Origin of the sequence: Nocardiopsis alba DSM 43377, assembly GCF_000341225.1 — a bacterium.
GTDB classification, from domain to species: domain Bacteria; phylum Actinomycetota; class Actinomycetes; order Streptosporangiales; family Streptosporangiaceae; genus Nocardiopsis; species Nocardiopsis alba.
This window is the reverse complement of record NZ_ANAC01000010.1, coordinates 237422-255468: the sequence shown is the minus strand read 5'-3', so window position 1 is coordinate 255468 and position 18047 is coordinate 237422. Positions and strand designations below refer to the sequence as shown.

General features: G+C 70.9%; 14 protein-coding genes. 10 read left to right on the top strand and 4 right to left on the bottom strand.

Annotated features, from left to right (window positions below):
- Nucleotides 1-38: 38 nt before the first annotated feature.
- The 3 genes from D451_RS0108425 to D451_RS0108415 all read left to right on the top strand — a co-directional run bounded on the left by D451_RS0108425 (nt 39) and on the right by D451_RS0108415 (nt 2837).
- Nucleotides 39-836: a methyltransferase domain-containing protein gene (locus D451_RS0108425; RefSeq protein ID WP_017534094.1), complete on the top strand. Its 798-nt coding sequence runs from the start codon at nt 39-41 to the stop codon at nt 834-836.
- A 52-nt stretch (nt 837-888) separates the two neighbouring features.
- Nucleotides 889-2175 carry a DNA polymerase IV gene (gene dinB, locus D451_RS0108420; RefSeq protein WP_014908944.1) on the top strand — a complete coding sequence of 429 codons (1287 nt, stop codon included), beginning with the start codon at nt 889-891 and terminating at the stop codon, nt 2173-2175.
- 242 nt (nt 2176-2417) lie between these two features.
- Nucleotides 2418-2837, top strand: coding sequence for a DUF3040 domain-containing protein (locus D451_RS0108415; RefSeq protein ID WP_014913501.1), 420 nt, complete (start codon nt 2418-2420; stop codon nt 2835-2837).
- A 192-nt stretch (nt 2838-3029) separates the two neighbouring features.
- Here D451_RS0108415 and D451_RS0108410 read toward each other — a convergent pair whose 3' ends face one another.
- The 3 genes from D451_RS0108410 to D451_RS0108400 form a co-directional block, all read right to left on the bottom strand.
- On the bottom strand, nt 3030-5348 hold the full coding sequence (locus tag D451_RS0108410) for a transglutaminaseTgpA domain-containing protein (RefSeq protein ID WP_036567921.1): 2319 nt from the start codon (nt 5346-5348) through the stop codon (nt 3030-3032).
- 8 nt (nt 5349-5356) lie between these two features.
- On the bottom strand, nt 5357-6616 hold the full coding sequence (locus tag D451_RS0108405) for a DUF58 domain-containing protein (protein WP_017534092.1): 1260 nt from the start codon (nt 6614-6616) through the stop codon (nt 5357-5359).
- 63 nt (nt 6617-6679) lie between these two features.
- Entirely contained in the window at nt 6680-7672 is a 993-nt protein-coding gene (locus tag D451_RS0108400) for an AAA family ATPase (RefSeq protein WP_017534091.1), read from the bottom strand.
- Nucleotides 7673-8138: 466 nt separating this feature from the next.
- Here D451_RS0108400 and mraZ point away from each other — a divergent pair, with 466 nt between their 5' ends.
- The 4 genes from mraZ (at nt 8139) to D451_RS0108380 (ending at nt 12342) form a co-directional block, all read left to right on the top strand.
- Nucleotides 8139-8570 (top strand): division/cell wall cluster transcriptional repressor MraZ, encoded by a 432-nt coding sequence (gene mraZ / locus D451_RS0108395; protein WP_014911491.1) that lies wholly within the window; start codon nt 8139-8141, stop codon nt 8568-8570.
- A gap of 272 nt (nt 8571-8842) precedes the next feature.
- A complete protein-coding gene (rsmH, locus tag D451_RS0108390; protein WP_017534090.1) occupies nt 8843-9904 on the top strand; it encodes a 16S rRNA (cytosine(1402)-N(4))-methyltransferase RsmH in 1062 nt (353 codons plus the stop codon).
- Between the two features lie 9 nt (nt 9905-9913).
- Complete coding sequence (locus tag D451_RS0108385) at nt 9914-10369, top strand: hypothetical protein (protein WP_017534089.1); 456 nt, start codon at nt 9914-9916, stop codon at nt 10367-10369.
- On the top strand, nt 10366-12342 hold the full coding sequence (locus tag D451_RS0108380; RefSeq protein ID WP_026124922.1) for a peptidoglycan D,D-transpeptidase FtsI family protein: 1977 nt from the start codon (nt 10366-10368) through the stop codon (nt 12340-12342). Before D451_RS0108385 ends, D451_RS0108380 begins: the two co-directional genes overlap by 4 nt.
- An 84-nt stretch (nt 12343-12426) precedes the next feature.
- Here D451_RS0108380 and mmuM read toward each other — a convergent pair whose 3' ends face one another.
- Entirely contained in the window at nt 12427-13362 is a 936-nt protein-coding gene (gene mmuM / locus D451_RS0108375) for a homocysteine S-methyltransferase (RefSeq protein WP_014912446.1), read from the bottom strand.
- 131 nt (nt 13363-13493) lie between these two features.
- On the opposite strand from mmuM, the gene D451_RS0108370 reads away from it, so the two are divergent.
- The 3 genes from D451_RS0108370 (at nt 13494) to mraY (ending at nt 18045) form a co-directional block, all read left to right on the top strand.
- On the top strand, nt 13494-15158 hold the full coding sequence (locus D451_RS0108370; protein ID WP_017534087.1) for a UDP-N-acetylmuramoyl-L-alanyl-D-glutamate--2,6-diaminopimelate ligase: 1665 nt from the start codon (nt 13494-13496) through the stop codon (nt 15156-15158).
- Between the two features lie 386 nt (nt 15159-15544).
- Entirely contained in the window at nt 15545-16993 is a 1449-nt protein-coding gene (locus tag D451_RS0108365) for a UDP-N-acetylmuramoyl-tripeptide--D-alanyl-D-alanine ligase (protein WP_014910238.1), read from the top strand.
- On the top strand, nt 16990-18045 hold the full coding sequence (mraY, locus tag D451_RS0108360) for a phospho-N-acetylmuramoyl-pentapeptide-transferase (RefSeq protein WP_014911182.1): 1056 nt from the start codon (nt 16990-16992) through the stop codon (nt 18043-18045). Before D451_RS0108365 ends, mraY begins: the two co-directional genes overlap by 4 nt.
- Nucleotides 18046-18047: the final 2 nt, after the last annotated feature.

Genomic DNA, 18047 nt, shown 5'->3' with positions numbered 1-18047 from the left:
GTCGGGTGTCGGGGTTACTAGCTGATTGAGGGAACCAGGTGACTGACAGGAGCGGCACGCCCGCGACCGCCATCGGTGGTCTCGGCGTGAGCGGTACGACCGGCCCGGCGCGTGCGGCCGGTGCCGCCAGAACCGCGGTGGTGTGGGACGCCCTGGCCCGTCTGCTGCCCGACCTGTCCGAGGGCGCTCCCCTGGAGATCGTCGACGCGGGCGGGGGCACCGGCGGTGCCGCCGTCCCGCTCGCCGAGCTCGGCCATCGGGTGACCGTCGTCGAACCCAACCCGGACTCGCTGGCGGCCCTGGAACGTCGCGCCGCCGAGAGCGGTGTGACGGTGCGCGGGGTCCAGGGCGACACCCGCGATCTGCCCTCCCTGGTTCCGGCCGAGGGCGCCGACCTGGTGCTTGTGCACAACGTCCTGGAGTACGTCGAGGACCCGGCGGCGGCGCTGGCCGACGTCGTCGGCGTCACCCGGCCCGGGGGCGCGGTCAGCCTGCTGGCGACCAACGCGGTCGCCGGGGCCCTGCACCGCGCCCTGGCCGGGCACGTCGCCGACGCCCACCGTCTGCTGTCCGATCCCGACGGTCGTTGGGGCGAGGCCGACCCCATGCCGCGCCGGTTCACCCGGCAGGGCCTGCTGGAACTGGTCGGCGCGGCCGGCCTGACCGGGGAGAGCGTCCGCGGGGTGCGGGTCTTCACCGACGTCATCCCCGGGCACGCCTGGGAGGGCGACGCCCAGGCCGGGCAGCACCTGCTGGAGCTGGAGAAGGCCGCGGCCGGGCATCCCGAGCTCATCGGCATCGCCACCCAGCTGCACGTCATCGCCCACCGCGGCTGACCGGGGCAGGGGGCGGGGGCGGACGGCACGGGGCAGGACGTAATCTGGCGACATGAGCCGACGTCAGCTGGAACGCGGGGCCGCTCTGCGGGGTGTGGTCACCTCTGACGGCATCGTCCCGCTGGGCGCGGGTTTTCCCGTGGACGGCTCCGGTCCGGACTTCGACTGCGACGTCCTGCACCTGGACATGGACGCGTTCTTCGCCGGCGTCGAACGGTTGCGCAGGCCCGAGGCCCGCGATCGTCCGGTGATCGTGGGCGGTACGGGGCCGCGCGGCGTGGTCTCCTCCGCCGACTACGCGGCCCGCCGCCACGGGGTGCATTCGGCCATGCCGATGAGCCGGGCCCTGCGTCTGTGCCCGGACGCCCTGGTCTATCCGCCCGACGGGGCGCGCTACCGCCGTGTCTCCGAGGCGGTCATGGACATTCTGCGATCGTTCACACCGCTGGTTCAACCTCTGTCCCTGGACGAGGCCTTCCTCGACGTGTCCGGTGCCCGACGTGTGGCCGGCGGTCCGGCGCGCATCGCCGCGACCATTCGTGAGCGGGTCCGCGCCGAGCAGGGACTCACCTGTTCGGTGGGCGTGGCCGCCACACGTCTGGTGGCCAAACTCGGTTCCACCCATTGCAAGCCCGACGGTCTCCTGGTGGTCCCCACGGCGACGGTCCAGAGGTTCCTGGATCCGTTGCCGGTCGGCGCCCTGCCCGGGGTGGGGGATCGGACCGAGGAACGTCTGGCGCGTCTGGGGCTGCGCACGGTCGGTGCCCTGGCCCGGGCCGACGTCGAATTGCTGCGCATGGAGTTGGGGGAGAAGGCCGGTGTGCGGCTGGCCGAGCTCTCACGGGGACACGATCCCAGCCCGGTGGTCACCGACGCTCCGGACAAGAGCGTCGGGGCCGAGGAGACCTTCTCCGTGGACGTGGACGACCCGGATCTGGTCGATCGTGAGTTGCTGCGCCTGTCCGGGAAGGTGGCGCACAGATTGCGTGCCACGGGGCAGGTGGGACGCACGGTGAGCGTGAAGCTGCGGAGGGCCGACTTCTCCACGATCACCAGGTCCAGAACCCTCACGGAGAGCACGGACGTGGCTCACGAGATCAGTCTCGTGGCCCGTGAGCTCCATGCGTCCTCGGGGCTCAGGGGCACGCCGCTGCGCCTGGTGGGCGTACGTGTGGAGGGGGTCTCTCCGGCGGAGCTGACCCCCCGTCAGATGACCCTGGGGGAGGAGGACACGGGTTGGCGGGACGTTGAACGGGTTATGGACCGCGTAACGGCTCGTTTCGGGCCAGGCGCGATACAGTCGGCCATATTGGCCAAGAGTGATGAAAACGACGTATGATGCGGCAACTTTCGGTGACCCCCGAGCGTTCTCAGGGGAGAACCGGAAGCAGGTAAGAAGAGAGGCATGGAAGCCGGTGTTTCCTCTACAGGGCGGGGGTATCGTGGCCGTGGTGGGCCCGATACAGACGCAGCTTTTCTTTCCACCAGGCGCTAGCGCACCGTATTCTGGGCATACCACTGATCAAGAGACCGTTCACCAGTACCCGTCACCCCAACCGGGGACTGCCGTAGGGAGGCGCCGTGCCGCTCTCTGAACACGAGCAGCGCATGCTCGACCAGATCGAGCAGGCGCTGTATGCCGAGGACCCGAAGTTCGCCAACACCGTTCGGCAGACGAACCCCTCGGTGCATTACAAGCGCTGGATCATCAGGGCCGGAATCGGTTTCGTCGTCGGTATCGTGCTGCTGCTCCTGGGTCTGCTGCTGAGCAACCCGGACACGTCCATGGTGCTGCCGGTGACGATCAGCGTCCTCGGTTTCGTCATCATGCTGGCCTCCTTCCTGATGGGGGCCAACGCCTGGCGCAAGTCGTCGGGTGGCGGAGCCGAGATGGCCACCGAGGAGGCCGCGCCCAAGAGGCGCAGGGGCGACAAACGCTCCGGGATGATGAACCGTTTCGAGGAGCGTTGGCGTCGTCGTCAGGAGGGCGACGGACGTTGACCGGGCGGGCGGGGTACGCCCCGCCTCTCCGGTGAAACGCTTCCTGCACCGGGACATGCCTGACGGTGGGGTCCGTGGACGACCATAGGTGGTCGCCTACGGGCCCCACCGTCTTTCTCTTCGTGAGGGGCCGATGACCTCGCGGGCCGGGGCCCGCCGTGTCCGCTCGGTGGAGCCGGCGGGCGACCCGGCTCAGAGAGGCGCGGGGGCCGGCTCGTCCCCCGGCCCCGACCGCCGCCGAGGCAGGAGCGAGAGCGGGATCAAGAGGGCGCGCCACCGTCGGCCGGGTGGAACGGTGGCGGTCAACGCCGTGACGACCGTGTCCAGGTCGACGCCCGAGCTCTGTACGGTGTGCGGTTCGGGCGCGTAACGGGCGGTCTCCTCTGCCAGGGCCAGCCGCCACAACGCGGCACGGGCGGGCTCGGAGGGTTCCGGAAGGGAGGCCCCCAACCGTCGTGCGGTCGCGCGCGGGCTCTCCTCCAGGTTCCAGGCGGTCCCCAGATCCAGGCAGGTGTCGCGCACCTCGCGCCAGGCCGAGTGCGCGGAGGAGACCCCTCCGGAACCGACCGAGGCCCGCCGGGAACGGCGGATCAGCGCTCGTGACAGCAGCGGGGCGCAGAGTAGGAACAGGGCGGCCAGAGCGACACCGACCGCGGGCAGCCAGGCCGGTGGCGTGGACCCCGACGTGCCGGAGGCGTCGTCCCGTTCCGTGCCGTCCGAGCCGCTGGCGGTCGCGCCGTCCGTCTCGGGGGAGGACGGGGTCGCCTCCGGGGAGGCGCTCTCCTCGGGGTCGGACGAAGGGGAGGGGGAGGCCTCCTCGTCGGCCGAGTCCCCTTCCGAGGAGTAGTCCGGTCGGGAGGCGGTGCCCTGGCCGTCTTCGGGAGCGGCCGGAGTGGGTTCGAAGCGCACCCAGCCCGAACCCTCGAAGTACAGCTCGGGCCAGGCGTGCGCGTCGCGTGCGGACACGGTCCAACGATTGCCGCCGTCGGGGCTGCCGGCCGTGTACCCCACGGCGACACGGGAGGGGATCCCCGCCTGGCGGGCCATGACCGCCATCGCCCCGGCGTACTGCTCGCAGTAGCCGGTCCGGTCGTCGAAGAGGAAGTGGGCGAGGGGATCGGAGCCGGTGGGCACCGGGGGAGGGGCCAGATCGTAGGTGAAGGAGCCGTCGGTGAAGAAGTCCTGGAGGGTGAGGGCCTTCTCGTAGTCGGACCCGGCGCCTTCGACGAGGGAGGCGGTCAGTTCCCCCACCCGGCCGTCCAAGCCGCCGGGCAGGGCGAGATGGTCGTCCAACGACGTGCCGGGAGGCCCCGCGGAGGAGAGGGCCTCGGCCCCCGGCCGGTTACGGGCCGAGAGCACCACGAACTCCTCCCCTTCCACCGGGGTGTCGGTGGTGAAGACCATCAGGGTGGCCGGATCCACGTACCAATCGCCGTCGACCTCCACCGACACGGAGGGGTAGGGCAGAGGCAGGAAGTCCATGGACGGGGTCCCCGAGGCCGGTGTGATCCGTGTGGTCACGACCTCCTCGTTCGGTCCCCACTCCCGGCCCGGGGGCCGCGGCAGAGGGTCGTCGAGGGCGTTGTCGCGCCCGGTGCGTACCGGGGTCATCGTCCAGTTCTCGCCGTCGAACCCGTCCAGGACGAAGGTGCGCAGGTACTCGGGGTCCTCGTCGTCCGTGCGGTAGGTCAGCACGGTCCGGTCGGAGGTGGCGGCCAGATCGCGGCGCAGGGACACCAACGGATGCGTGGTGGTCACGGTGTCGCTCGCGCCGCCGAGCCGTCGGTCGCCGACGAGGGCATGGAACGCGTCGGTGCGCAGCGAGGACATCGTCAGCGGGAGCAGCAGCGCGGGCACCAGGGCCAGGACCACGACGGCGGCCACGACGCCCGTACCGCCGACGACCCCGCTCACCCGGGAGACGGGGCCGCCGGCCGAGGGGATCAGGGCGCCCCACTCCCGATTGCGGACCCATGTGTCCAGGGCCAGCAGGGTCAGGAAACCGACGGCGCAGATCGCGGTCGGGACCCAGGGGAGGCCGGCGTCGTCCACGAACAGGGGCACCGACAGCAGGGTCAGCAGGAGACCGCCCACCATGCCGGGGCAGCGCGCCGTCACCGCCAGGAAGTCCGCCGTCATGGCGAACACCACGAACAGCAGGGCGACGATCAGGGTCAGCCCCTCGGTGGGGGACACGGGCGGTGAACCGGAGGCGATGGTGCCCAGGCCCTGTTCGATCAGGTCGACGGTCCGCCTCAGGGTCTCCAGCGTGGGCAGGACACCCAGGGCGGCGGTCCCCGGGGCGTACATCGGCGTGTACAGCAGGACCACGGCGAACAGTTGGAGGAAGGGCACGGCCACCGAGTCGTTCACGTACCACCGGTAGACGGCGGAGACGAGCGCGACGACGGCCATGAACACGGCGGCCTGGATCCACCACGTACCGCCGTTGATCAGACCGCCGAACAACGGCAGCGACGCCAGCATCGTGACCAGGACGGCCAGGGACATCAACGCTCTCAACGCGGACCTTCCCAGGGGGTTCGGGAGGCGGTGGCGGTCGGGGCCCATCCGTCCTCGGTGGACAGTGCCCGGTGCCACAGCGCGGGGAGTTCGGTCGGGTGGTCGATGGACAGCACCCGCCATCCGTGTTCGGAGAGCAGGCCCGCGACCCGGGTCGGGGCCTCGGGGTCGGGCCAGTCGGCTCCGGAGCACAGCACCGCCACACGGGTCGCCGAGTCGTCCACGGTGATCAGGGAGGAGACGTCCTCGGCGCTCAGGGCGCCCAGGACCGCCACGAACAGTCCGATCGAGGGACCGTGGGCCCCGCCCGGTCCCACGACGGCCTCGGCCAGGGAGGTGGCCTCGGAGGCCTCGACCACGGCCAGCTCCTCCAGCACCTCGGAGGGGTTCTCGGTGCCCAGCCGTCCCCGTTCGGTGTGCAGACGCAGCCGGTGCCCACGCTCCATCAGGTGCAGGACGATCGAGGCGGCCGCGCTCACGGCGGTCTCCAGGGAATCGTCCTCGTCCTCGCCCAGGTGGGCGTGGTCACGGGTGTCCAGTACGAGGACGTCGTGTTCTCGGTGGTGCTGCTCCTCGCGGCGCACCATCAACTCGCCGTGTTTGGCGGTGGAGCGCCAGTGCACGCGGCGCAGCTCGTCACCGTGCCGGTAGGCGCGGGGGATCGGATCCTGTTCGCCGACCCCGGTCACCGAACGTCGTGGGGCGTCCTCGCCGTGGGAGCCGTCGGAGGTTCCGGGAGAGCCCAGAGGGACGAAGCGCGGGGTGACGAGCAGTGAGGAGGGGGCGCCCAGGTCGCGGGTCGCCCGCACACAGCCCAGGGGGTCGAGCACGGTGATCCGCAGCGGCCCGACGGGATAACGGCCCCGTACGGCCGGGCGCACGAGATAGGTGATGTCCCGGACGGCGCGCGGGCCCAGGTGCCCCAGCGTGTAGCGGGGCTCGTGGCCCAGGAGGGCGGGGACGGTGTCCTCGATCCGTATCCGGCCCACGGGCCAGGCGAGGGAGGAGTTCCCGATCCGGATCAGGACACGGGAGTCGGAGCCCGCCGCGACCCGGCGGGGCCGCAGGTCCCGGCTGTGCGTGACACGCCCCAGGGCCCCGATGAGGGTCAGGGCGCCGATCGGCGGGAGCAGGAGCAGCAGGAGACCGACGCCGACGATCTCGCGTTGACCGACGACCAGGCCGACGACGAGGGCGATCGTCCCGAAGGTCGCCATCAGGCCGCCGCGGGCGGTGAGGGTGCGGTGCGGACGCATGAGCGGTCTCTCGGAAGGTCGATCGGGGTTCGGGAGGGCGGGAGGACGGAGGCGAGGGGGCGGTCAGCGGGGGCCGGGGACGGCCAGACGGGAGACGATCTCGGCCACGATCTGCTCGGCGGTGAGACGCTCCATCCGGGCCTCGGGGCCGGGGAGCAACCGGTGGGCGAGGACCGGCACGGCGAGGGTCTGCACGTCGTCGGGGACGACGTAGTGGCGACCGTTCAGCGCGGCGTGGGCACGGGCGGCCCGCACCAGATGCAGGGTGGCGCGGGGCGAGGCGCCCAGCCTCAGTTCGGGCGAGGTCCGGGTGGCGTTGACCAGGTCGACGACGTAGCGGCGCATGCCCGGGGCCACGTGGACGTGGCGCACCCGTTCGACCAGATCCCGGATCCGGGCGGCGTCGGTGACGGGGGAGAGGTTCTCCAGGGGGGACCGGGATCCATGGCTGTCGATCATGTCGAGTTCGGCCTGGGGGGAGGGATAGCCGACCGAGATCCTGGCCATGAAACGGTCTCGTTGCGCCTCGGGGAGGGAGTAGGTGCCCTCCATGTCGGAGGGGTTCTGGGTGGCCACGACCATGAACGGGCGTTCCAGCTCGTGGGTCCTGCCGTCCACGCTGACCTGGCGTTCGGCCATGCACTCCAGAAGGGCGGACTGGGTCTTGGGCGAGGCGCGGTTGATCTCGTCGCCGAGCACGATGTTGGCGAACACCGGGCCCGGGGCGAACTCGAACTCGTTGCGATCCTGGTGGTAGACGCTGACCCCGGTGATGTCGCCGGGCAGCAGGTCCGGGGTGAACTGGACGCGTTGGACCGAGCAGTCCACGGCCCGGCCCAGGGCCTTGGCCAGCATGGTCTTGCCCACACCCGGCACGTCCTCGATGAGGAGATGCCCTTCGGCGAGCAGGACGGTCAACAGGACCCGGAGCACGTCGGGTTTGCCCTCGATGACCGTCTCGATGGCCTCACGGATGCGGTCGGCGACGGCGGAGACGGCTCCCAGGTCCTCCCGGAGTCCGCCCTCGTGCTCGTCGTGCCGTGTGTCGAGTGACACCAGACCCCTCCCGCTCCCTATGTCCAGGTGTATCGATCCGAGGCTAGGCCCAATCGGACCGATTGCAAACCAAAGTGCCGGAATCGGTGGTCTCGTGCGGAGCCGGAGAACGGAAGTGGCCATTGGTCCCGAATCATTATCCCGATCATCGGTGCGGGGGTGGTGTGAAAAAGCGGGATGGACGCGGAAAAACGGTCGAAGGGCTCCCAAGAGGGACGGGCGGGGCGGAGGCGCCGGGGGAGAGAGGGACCCGGAACCCCGGGTGGGGCGGCCCCGCGGCGGTGCCCCCGACGCGCGCGAGGGGGCACGGCCGCCCTGCCCGGCACGCGCCGCTTCCACCTGCGTATTTGTCGATCATTCGGGGGATCGACACCGATTGGAGCTGTTGACGGTGGGGAGGAGTGGAGTAAGGTGGAGCGGCGTGGAGAGGGTGAATTCTCCACATGGGGGGTGAGGGGGTGAGAGCGTGTTCCTCGGCACCCACACACCTCGCCTCGACCAGAAGGGACGATTGTTCCTTCCCGCGAAGTACCGCGACGAACTGTCGGGGGGTGTGGTGATCACGAAGGGCCAGGAGCGCTGCCTCTACGTCTTTCCCACGGACGGCTTCGTCCATCTCACCCGATCCCTGCGTTCGGCGCCGGTCACCGCCAAGGCGGTTCGCGACTACGGTCGAATGCTCTTCTCCGGCGCGTCGGACCAGGCCTGCGACAAGCAGGGCCGGGTCACCATCCCCCCGAAGCTGCGCGACTACGCGGGTCTGGAACGCGAGTGCGTCGTCATCGGGGCCGACACGCGCCTGGAGATCTGGGACGCCCACGCGTGGGCGGAGTACGAGGCCGAACAGGAGCAGGTGTTCGCCCGACTCTCAGAGGAGGTGCTGCCCGGGATGTCGTGAGCGAGGCGGCCCCGGCCGTTCGCTCCCACGACACGCGGACCATGCGGTGCCGGGACCGGTAGCGGTCTCCGGAGACGGCCGCACGAGCTGGCGCGACTTCCCCGGCGCCAGGTCGTGAGCGTGAACCCGCCGAAAAGGTGGACAATGGCGGCCGTGTCCGGAGGCCCACCGGCGATCACCGGCCGGGCCACGCGAAGGACACCGTGGCACGCCCCCGGGGCGTCGTCACGGACTCAGGGGGAGACCGCGACAGCGTGGAGGAACAGCACCGCATGGGGGACACCCGGCAGCAGGATCGGCCCGACGGGGACGACCGGCCAGACCACGACGACATCACCGCCCACGACCAGGCGGGCCGGGCGCCCGCCGAGGCCGGGGACGACGCTCTGCACGTACCGGTGATGCGCGACCGCATCATCGAACTGCTCGCTCCGGCGCTCGAACGGCCCGGAGCGGTGCTGGTCGACGGCACGCTCGGGCTCGGCGGACACTCCGAGGCGCTGCTCAGGGCCTGCCCCGAGGCGCGCCTGGTCGGCGTCGACAGGGACACGACCGCGCTGGAACGCAGCGCCGAGCGCCTGGCCCCCTACGCCGACCGCACCCACTTCGCGCACGCGATCTACTCGGAGATCCCCCGGGCCCTGGACGAGGCCGGCTTCGCCGAGGCCGACGCCGTCCTGCTCGACCTGGGGGTCTCCTCCCCTCAGCTGGACGAGGCCGAGCGGGGTTTCGCCTACGCCCACGACGCGCCTTTGGACATGCGCATGGACCAGGGCCAGGAACTCACCGCGGAACGGATCGTCAACGACTACCCCGTCGGCGAGCTCATCCGGGTCCTGCGCACCTACGGCGAAGAGCGCTTCGCGCCGCGTGTGGCCCGGGCCATCGAACGCCGCCGGGCCCAGAGGCGGATCGAGTCCACCCGGGAACTCGCCGAACTCGTCCGGGAGGCCATCCCCGCCGCCACCCGTCGTACCGGAGGGCACCCGGCCAAGCGCACCTTCCAGGGGCTGCGCATCGAGGTCAACGCCGAACTGTCGATCCTCCAGGAGACCTTCCCCGCGGCCCTGTCGAGGCTGGCGGTGGGGGGACGCATCGCGGTGCTGTCCTACCACTCCCTGGAGGACCGGATGACCAAGCGGGCCTTCGCGGCCCTGGCCACCGACACCACACCCGCCGACCTCCCGGTCCCCCTCCCGGACCGTCGACCGGAACTCCGACTCCTCACCCGGGGAGCGGAACTCCCCACGGAGGAAGAGAACGAACGCAACCCGCGCGCGCAGTCCGCCCGGCTCAGGGCGGCCGAACGCGTGCGCAGGCCGTCGCGGCAGTAGGGAGAGCACATGGGTACGAAGACGGACACACGCCGCACCACGAAGGGGCGAGGGACCGGGAAAGGGCGTACCGGGGCCGCCGGCCGTCCGGCCGCCCCGACCCGTCCCGTGCGGACCAAGGCCCCCGCGGCCGGGACCCGGAGCGCGCGACCGGCGGCCCCGGGGCGGGCACCGAAGATCCCCTTCGTGCTGCTCATCCTGTGCCTGTTGGCCGGAGCCCTGGTCAGCCTCCTGCTGTTGCGCAGCGTCGTGGCGCAGGAGGCCTACACGATCACCAGCCTCCAGTCGGAGAACCGCGAGATGTCGTACGTGGAACAGGAGCTGGAGGAGTCCGTCGCCCACTTGGAGACCTCGGAGCGCATCGCCGAGGAGGCCGAGAGGATGGGGATGGAGCCGGGCGACGCCCCGCTCTTCCTGGATCTGGACAACGGTGAGATCACCGGGGACGCTGGGAGCGATGATTGAGCACGCCTCGGGACCGACGCCCTCGTGACCCGCGCAGGCCCGGAGCGACCGGTCGCTCCGGGTCCCGGCCGAGCAAGGGCCCACAGCGACAGTCGCGCCGTCCCTCGGGCGGCGCGCGCCCGCGTTCCGCCGCGGGGGGCGGCGGTTCGGCGCGTCAGGTGCGTCGGGGCGGGGAACGCCCGACCCGACGCGGGGGCTCGACGCCCCCACCGCCCCCGCCTCTGTTGCGGCGGACCTTTCGGCAGGGGGATCCGCGCAAACGGATCAAGGTCGGCGGGATCATCATCGTCGTGATCCTGGTGCTCTTCGCCGGGCGCCTCACCCAGATCCAGGGGATCAACGCCGACACCTACGCCGAGGCCGCCGCCAACCTGCGTATGCAGACCATCGACATCCCCACGCTGCGCGGGCGGATCACCGACGCGGAGGGCAACCCCTTCGCCCTGTCGGTGGAGGTCCGCAACGTCTTCGTCGACCCCGAGGAGGTCGAGGAGGGCGAGCGGGATCGGCTCATCGACGAACTGGTCACCCGCTTCGACCTCGACGAGGAGGACGTCACCGAGAAGGTGGACGCCAAGCCCAGCCGCTACCAGGTGGTGGCGCGGAAGGTCTCGCCGACGGACTGGCAGGACCTGCGCTCGGAGGGGCTCTCCGGCCTGGGGGCCGAGGTCGACTACCAGCGTGTCTACCCCGAGGAGACCGGAGCCGCCGACCTGGTGGGTTTCGTGGGCTCGGAGGGGTACGGGCTGGAGGGCCTGGAGGGCTACCTGGACGACACCCTCGCCGGCGAGGCCGGGAAACGTCAGGTCGAGGTGGCCCAGGACGGCACCCAGATCCCGATGGCGGGCGGGCTGGTCCGTGAACCCGAGGCCGGCCAGGACGTGCGCCTGACCCTGGACCGCGATCTCCAGTGGTACGCCTACCAGGCCCTGGCGGACCGGGTCGAGGAGCTGGACGCCCAGGGCGGCAGCGTCGTCGTCTCCAACAAGGAGGGCGAGATCCTGGCGATGGCCGACTACCCGTCCTACTCCCAGAACGACATCGCCTCCAGCGGTGCCGAGGAGTGGGCCAACGGAGCGGTGGCCGCCACCTTCGAGCCGGGCAGCACCAACAAGGTGATCACCATGGCGGCGGCCCTGGAGGAGGGCAAGACCACCCCGGAGACGGTCTACACCGTCCCCTACGCGCTCCAGTACTACGACCAGACCTTCCGCAACTCCACCAACAACGGCACCCAGCGTCTGACCGTCAACGGCATCATGGCCCAGTCCAGCAACGTGGGCACGATCAAGATCGCCGACCAGGTGGGCGCGAACGTCCTGCACCGGTACATGACCGACTTCGGGCTGGGGCAGCCCACCGGACTGTCCCTGCCGGGCGAGGAGGCCGGGGTCCTCACCGACCCCGACGACTGGTGGGGTACCCAGCTTCCCTCGGTGTCCATCGGGCACGGCCTGTCCGTGAACGCCGCCCAGATGGCGTCGGTCTACGCGACCATCGCCAACGGTGGTGTGCGCGTCGAACCCCGCCTCATCGCGGGCACCGTCGCCCCCGACGGGGAGTTCACCCCGTCGGAGGAGCCCGAACGGAACCGGGTGATCAGCGAGGAGACCGCCGAACAGCTCCAGTTGATGCTGGAGGCGGTCACCGGGGACGAGGGCACCGCGCCCCAGGCCCGTATCGACGGGTACCGGGTGGCGGGCAAGACCGGTACCGCCAACCGGATCGACCCCGAGACGGGCCGCTACGACGAGGGCGGGTACACCGCGACCTTCGCCGGTTTCGCTCCGGCGGACGACCCCGAACTGGTGGTCCAGGTGGTCTTGCACGACCCTCAGGGCACTTACTACGGAGGCGAGGCGGCGGGTCCGGTGTTCAACGACATCATGTCCTTCGCCCTCAAGACCTTCAAGGTGCCGCCGACGGACGAGGAGCCTCCGGCGATCCGCCTGTTCGAGAACGAGGAGGGCTGAGTCGGGGCCTCGGAGCCTATGAGGGACGGCGGCCCCTCTCCCGGAGATCGGGGGAGGGGCCGCCGCCGTGCGAGCTCCGGTCGCTCAGCGGAGCCCCGCGTCCTCCAGGGCCTCGCGTACGGCGCGCACGTGTTCCGGCCCGGTACGGCAGCAGCCGCCCACCAGGACCGCCCCCTCCCGGCACCACGAGACGGCGGCCTCACCGAAGCGCTCGCTCTCCCCGGAACCGGTCCACACACCGCGCGCGGCGTCCCACCCCTCGCCCGAGTTGGGGTAGGCCACGGCGGGCAGCCCCGCCGAGGCGACCGCGCGGACCAGGGAGGGCACGTGCCGGGGCGGGACGCAGTTCACCCCCACCGCCACGAGGCGTCCGCTCTCGCGCAGCGGCGCCAACTCCGCCGCCACCTCGCGCAACGGTGTCCCATCGGAGATCCGCTCCCCATCGGAACAGGAGAAGGAGAACCACACCCGCGCGCCCGGGGTCTCCAGCGTCAGCCGGGCCAGAGCCCTGGCCTCGGCCAGGGAGGGCAGGGTCTCACAGGCCACCAGGTCGGCCCCGGCATCGGTCAGTACGTTCCAGCGCTCCCTATGCCAGCGGTAGAGCCCCTCCTCGTCCAGGTCGTAGTCGCCGGTGTACTCCGACCCGTCGGCCCGGGCGGCACCGTAGGGTCCGACCCCGGCCGCCACCAGCCCCGACCCGAAGGCGTCCCGTTCCCCGACCGCCAGCTCCACCGACCGGGCGATGGACTCCAGGGCCCTCCTTCGCGAGTATCCGAGGGAGACGAACCCCGCCACGCTCGCCTGGTATCCGGCGGCGATCGCCACGTCGGCGCCCGCCTCGAAGTAGTCGCGATGGACCCGCGCTATCAGCTCCGGTTCCTCGGCCAGCAGCCGCGCCGACCAGAGACCTCCACCCAGGTCACGCCCGTAGGCCTCCAGTCGGGTCGCCAGGCCCCCGTCCACGACCAACGGCCGCTCCGGGCGGCCGGGCCCCTCCGTCACCATCGAACCCCGATCCATACCGGACCCCCTCCTCTTCGATACCCGGGACGACCTGGAACGGGCCCCGAGGCGGGAAACGCCGACGGTACCGGTGTGGAAATTACCGACCGGTCCTCCGCACCCGTTAACCTCCACTCGTGCCACCGGTAATGCGACCTGAACACACCAGTCTCCGTCCACTGTCCGACCTCGTCACCACGCTCGGCTCGGACGCCACCCTGCTGCGACCGGACACCGATCCGGAACGCCCGGCGGACATGCCCCCACGGGAGGTCCATGTCCGCGGTATCACCCATGACTCCCGGCGCGTCCGACAGGGCGACCTGTACGCCGCCCTGCCCGGTACCCGTGTCCACGGCGCCGAGTTCTCCCGACAGGCGGCCGACGCCGAGGCCTCCGCGATCCTCACCGACGCGGAGGGCGCCGAGAGCGCCGCCGCCACCGGCCTGCCGGTGATCGTGGTGCCCGACGTGCGGGCCGTGCTCGGCCCGGTCGCCTCCTGGGTCTACGGCGACCCCGCCCAGGACCTGCTCCTGGTCGGTACCACCGGGACCAGTGGCAAGACCACGATCAGCTACCTGATCGAGTCCGGTCTGCGCAAGGCCGGTATGAGCACCGGCCTGGTGGGCACCGTGGAGATGAGGGTGGGCGACGAACGGGTCGCCTCCTCCCTGACCACTCCCGAGGCCACCGACCTGCACGGCCTGTTCGCGGTCATGGCCGAACGCGGGATCACCGCCGCCGCCATGGAGGTCTCCAGCCACGCCCTGGCCCTGGGCCGGGTCGGCGGAGCCCGCTACGACGTGGCGATCTTCACCAACCTGTCCCAGGACCACCTGGACTTCCACTCGGACCTGCGCGACTACTTCGACACCAAGGCGCGCCTGTTCACGCCCGAGTACTGCGACATCGCGGTGGTCAACACCGACGACCGCTTCGGTCGGGCCCTGGTGGACATGGTCGCGGGGCGCGGGGACATCCCCGTCACCACCTTCGCGGTGGAGGGCGGATCGGACGCGGGCCCCGAGAACGGGATGGAGGCCGACTGGAACGCCGTCGACGTCCGTCTGGGGGACACCGGAAGCTCCTTCCGCGTGGTCGGCCCCGGCGGAATGGAGGCGGAGGCCTCGGTGGCCCTGCCCGGCCCCTTCAACGTCTCCAACGCCATGGCGGCCATCGTCGGTCTGGTGGAGGCCGGTCTTCCCATGGAGACCGCCATCGCCGGTGTGGCGGCCGCCCCCGGGGTCCCCGGGCGGATGGAGCCGGTGGCGGCCCGGAGCGCGGCGTCGGAACAGGACTTCACCGCCCTGGTCGACTACTCGCACAAGCCCGGGGCGATCGAGGCGGTACTCGACTCGCTGCGCGCCACCACCAAGGGGCGGATCACCATGGTGGTCGGCTGTGGTGGCGACCGTGACCGGGCCAAACGCCCGCTCATGGGCGAGGCCGCGGCGCGCCTGGCCGACCAGGTGATCATCACCAACGACAACCCTCGGAGCGAGGACCCCGTCTCCATCGCGGCCGCGATGCTCGAAGGGGTCGCCAAGGTCCCCGAGAACCACCGTGCCCACGTCACCGTGGAACTCGACCGGGCCGAGGCCATCGGCCTGGGCGTGGCCAGGACCGGGCCGGGCGATGTGATCGTCGTTGCGGGCAAGGGCCACGAGACCGGCCAGTACGTCAAGGGCGAGATGCTGCCCTTCGACGACCGCGAGGTCCTGCTCAACGCCATCGAGGACGCTCTGCGCAGTCGGGCCAGCGAACGTCTGGGCAGTGCGCTCCAGAACGTGCACCGGGCCCCTGACCCGGGCTGAGCCCACGACACACCGGGGAGGGCGCCGAATCGATGCCTTCCCTTCGCCGGGACGCGGTCGATGATCGCGTCCCGGCGGCGCCACGCCGTGCGACGTGCGCGGATCGAGAGCCGAACGTCCGCTCCCGATCACGAAGTGGAGCATATTGCTCCGCGCAGGGCCCCGCCGGGACTCCGAACGCCCCAACATGTTCTAAGGTAGGTCCGGCAATCGCAGCCCGAAGCGCCGCCCACGTGGCGCCCACGGCCCGGCACCGGCCGGTTCGCCGTGGCCCGGCGCGGCCCCGCGCGCACGGTATCCGCGGTGCCATCCCCTGACTCGAACCCGAGGCCGGGTGGCCGATGCCCCTGGGGCGCCGTGGGCCGGGCCTGACATGAGGAGTGGATTTGATCGCGCTCACGCTCGATCGGATCGCTGAGATCACCCAAACCGCCATCGGCGGATCAGCGCGCCCCGAAGCCGTCGTCGACGGCCCCGTCGTCATCGATTCGCGGCAGGTGGAGCCCGGAGCGCTCTTCGTCGCTCTGAAGGGCGAGAGGGTCGACGGACACGACTTCGCCGCCGCCGCCGTGGCGGACGGAGCGGTCGCGGTCCTGGCCTCACGGCCGGTCGACGCCCCTCACCTGCTGGTGGACGGTGGAGACGACGAGGTGGTGACGGCACTGAGCCGTCTGGCCTCGTACGTGGCCCGTGAACTCGGGGATCCGAAGCGCGAAGCGGCCACGACCGAGATCGTGGGGGTCACCGGCTCCTCCGGCAAGACCACCACCAAGGACCTCATCGCCCAGGTGGTGGGTCGCCTGGGCCCGACCGTGGCCCCGGCGGGATCCTTCAACAACGAGATCGGCCACCCGCTCACCGTGCTGCGCGCCGACACCGGGACCGGCAACCTGGTCCTGGAGGTCGCCGCCCGTGGCATCGGCCACATCGCCCACCTGTGCCGGATCGCTCCGCCCCGGATCGGCGTGGTCCTCAACGTGGGCAGCGCGCACATGGGCGAGTTCGGCGACCGCGACGCCATCTCCCAGGCCAAGGGGGAGCTCGTCGAGTCCCTCCCGGCCGGTACCGAACGGCGCGGCGAGGGCGGCGTGGCCGTCCTCAACGCCGACGACCCGCGCGTGCGGGCCATGGCCTCGCGCACTCGGGCGCGTGTGGTGCTCTACGGCACCGCCGAGGAGGCCGAGGTGCGCGCCACCGACGTGGTCATCGAGGCGAACGGCGCCCCGTCCTTCACTCTGAACCTGAGCGGCCGTCGGGCCCGGGTCGAGCTGGGGCTGGTCGGCGCCCACCAGGTGAGCAACGCCCTGGCCGCGGCCGCCGTCGCCGACGAGCTCGGTATGGACATCGAGGACATCGCCGTCGCCCTGGCCGCGGCCACCCCTGTCAGCCGTTGGCGGATGGAGGTCACCGAACATCACGGTGTCACCCTCGTCAACGACGCCTACAACGCCAACCCCGAGTCGATGCGGGCGGCGCTGACCACCCTGGGCTCCTTGGCCCGGGACCGCCGCGCCATCGCCGTGCTCGCCCACATGGCCGAGCTCGGTGAGGACGGGGACGCCGAACACGAGAAGGTGGGTGAACTGGCCGCCGAGACCGGTGTGGCCCACCTCGTCGTGGTCGGCCCGGCGGCCGAGGGCATCGCCGTCGGCGCCGAACGCGCCGCCCACCAGGGGCGGTGGAGCGGTGAGAGCATCCGAGTGCCCGACGCCGAGGCGGCAGCCGAAGCGGTGCGCCAACGGATGCGCACAGGAGACGTCGTCATTGTGAAGGGATCGCGCGTGGCTGCGCTCGAAAGGGTTATCGACCTCATCACCAAGGGTGATGACCAGTGATCGGCATCACCGTTGCGGCGGCGCTCTCTCTGATCGTCTCCATGCTGCTGATGCCGCCGCTCATCAAGCTCCTGTACCGGTTCAAGTTCGGCCAGGAGGTCCGGGACGACGGACCCGAGGGCCACAAGACCAAGCAGGGCACGCCCACCATGGGCGGCATCGTCATCATCCTCGGTGCCGTCATCGGCTACTTCGGATCGCACCTGGCCCTGTGGACCACCCCCACGGTCTCCGGCCTGCTGGTGATGTTCCTGTTCGTCGGTATGGGCGCCGTCGGCTTCCTTGACGACTTCATCAAGATCTACAAGCGCCGCAGCCTGGGTCTGCGCAGTGGCGCGAAGATGGTCGGCCAGGCCATCGTCGGTGTCGGCTTCGCCTACGGGGTCACCCAGTTCCCCAACGGGTACGGCTACACCCCCGCCGCGCCCCAGCTGTCCTTCCTCCGGGACTTCGGGCCGCCGCTGATGATCGGCGTCTTCGTGATCTGGGCGCTCTTCCTCATCGTCGGCTTCTCCAACGCGGTCAACCTCACCGACGGTCTGGACGGTCTGGCCACCGGTGCGACGATCCTGTCGCTGTGCGCCTACGTCATCATCGGTAACTGGCAGCTCCGTCAGTCCTGCGTGGAGGCCCTCACCTCCAGCTGCTACACGGTCCGCGACCCCTTGGACCTGGCCGTGGTGGCCTCCGCCGTGCTCGGCTCCTGCATCGGTTTCCTGTGGTTCAACGCCCCGCCGGCCAAGATCTTCATGGGCGACACCGGTTCGCTGGCCCTGGGCGGTCTGATCGTGGGTCTGGCCATCACCACCCGCACCCAGCTCCTGCTGCTGCTCATCGGTGGCCTGTTCGTCATCATCACCATGTCGGTGATGATCCAGATCACGTCGTTCCGCCTCACCGGGAAACGTGTGTTCCGCATGGCGCCCCTTCAGCATCACTTCGAGCTCAAGGGATGGGCGGAGACCACCATCGTGATCCGGTTCTGGATCATCCAGGGCCTGTTCGTGGCGGTGGCGATCGGACTCTTCTACCTGGAATGGATGCCAAGCTAGAG

Bases quoted from the DNA above. Each gene is read 5' to 3' on its own strand.
- dinB (WP_014908944.1), top strand. From the start codon at position 889: ATGAGCCGACGTCAGCTGGAACGCGGGGCCGCTCTGCGGGGTGTGGTC.
- D451_RS0108410 (WP_036567921.1), bottom strand. From the start codon at position 5,348: ATGTCCCTGGCCGTCCTGGTCACGATGCTGGCGTCGCTGCCGTTGTTC.
- D451_RS0108405 (WP_017534092.1), bottom strand. From the start codon at position 6,616: ATGCGTCCGCACCGCACCCTCACCGCCCGCGGCGGCCTGATGGCGACC.
- rsmH (WP_017534090.1), top strand. From the start codon at position 8,843: ATGGGGGACACCCGGCAGCAGGATCGGCCCGACGGGGACGACCGGCCA.
- D451_RS0108385 (WP_017534089.1), top strand. From the start codon at position 9,914: ATGGGTACGAAGACGGACACACGCCGCACCACGAAGGGGCGAGGGACC.
- mmuM (WP_014912446.1), bottom strand. From the start codon at position 13,362: ATGGATCGGGGTTCGATGGTGACGGAGGGGCCCGGCCGCCCGGAGCGG.
- D451_RS0108370 (WP_017534087.1), top strand. From the start codon at position 13,494: ATGCGACCTGAACACACCAGTCTCCGTCCACTGTCCGACCTCGTCACC.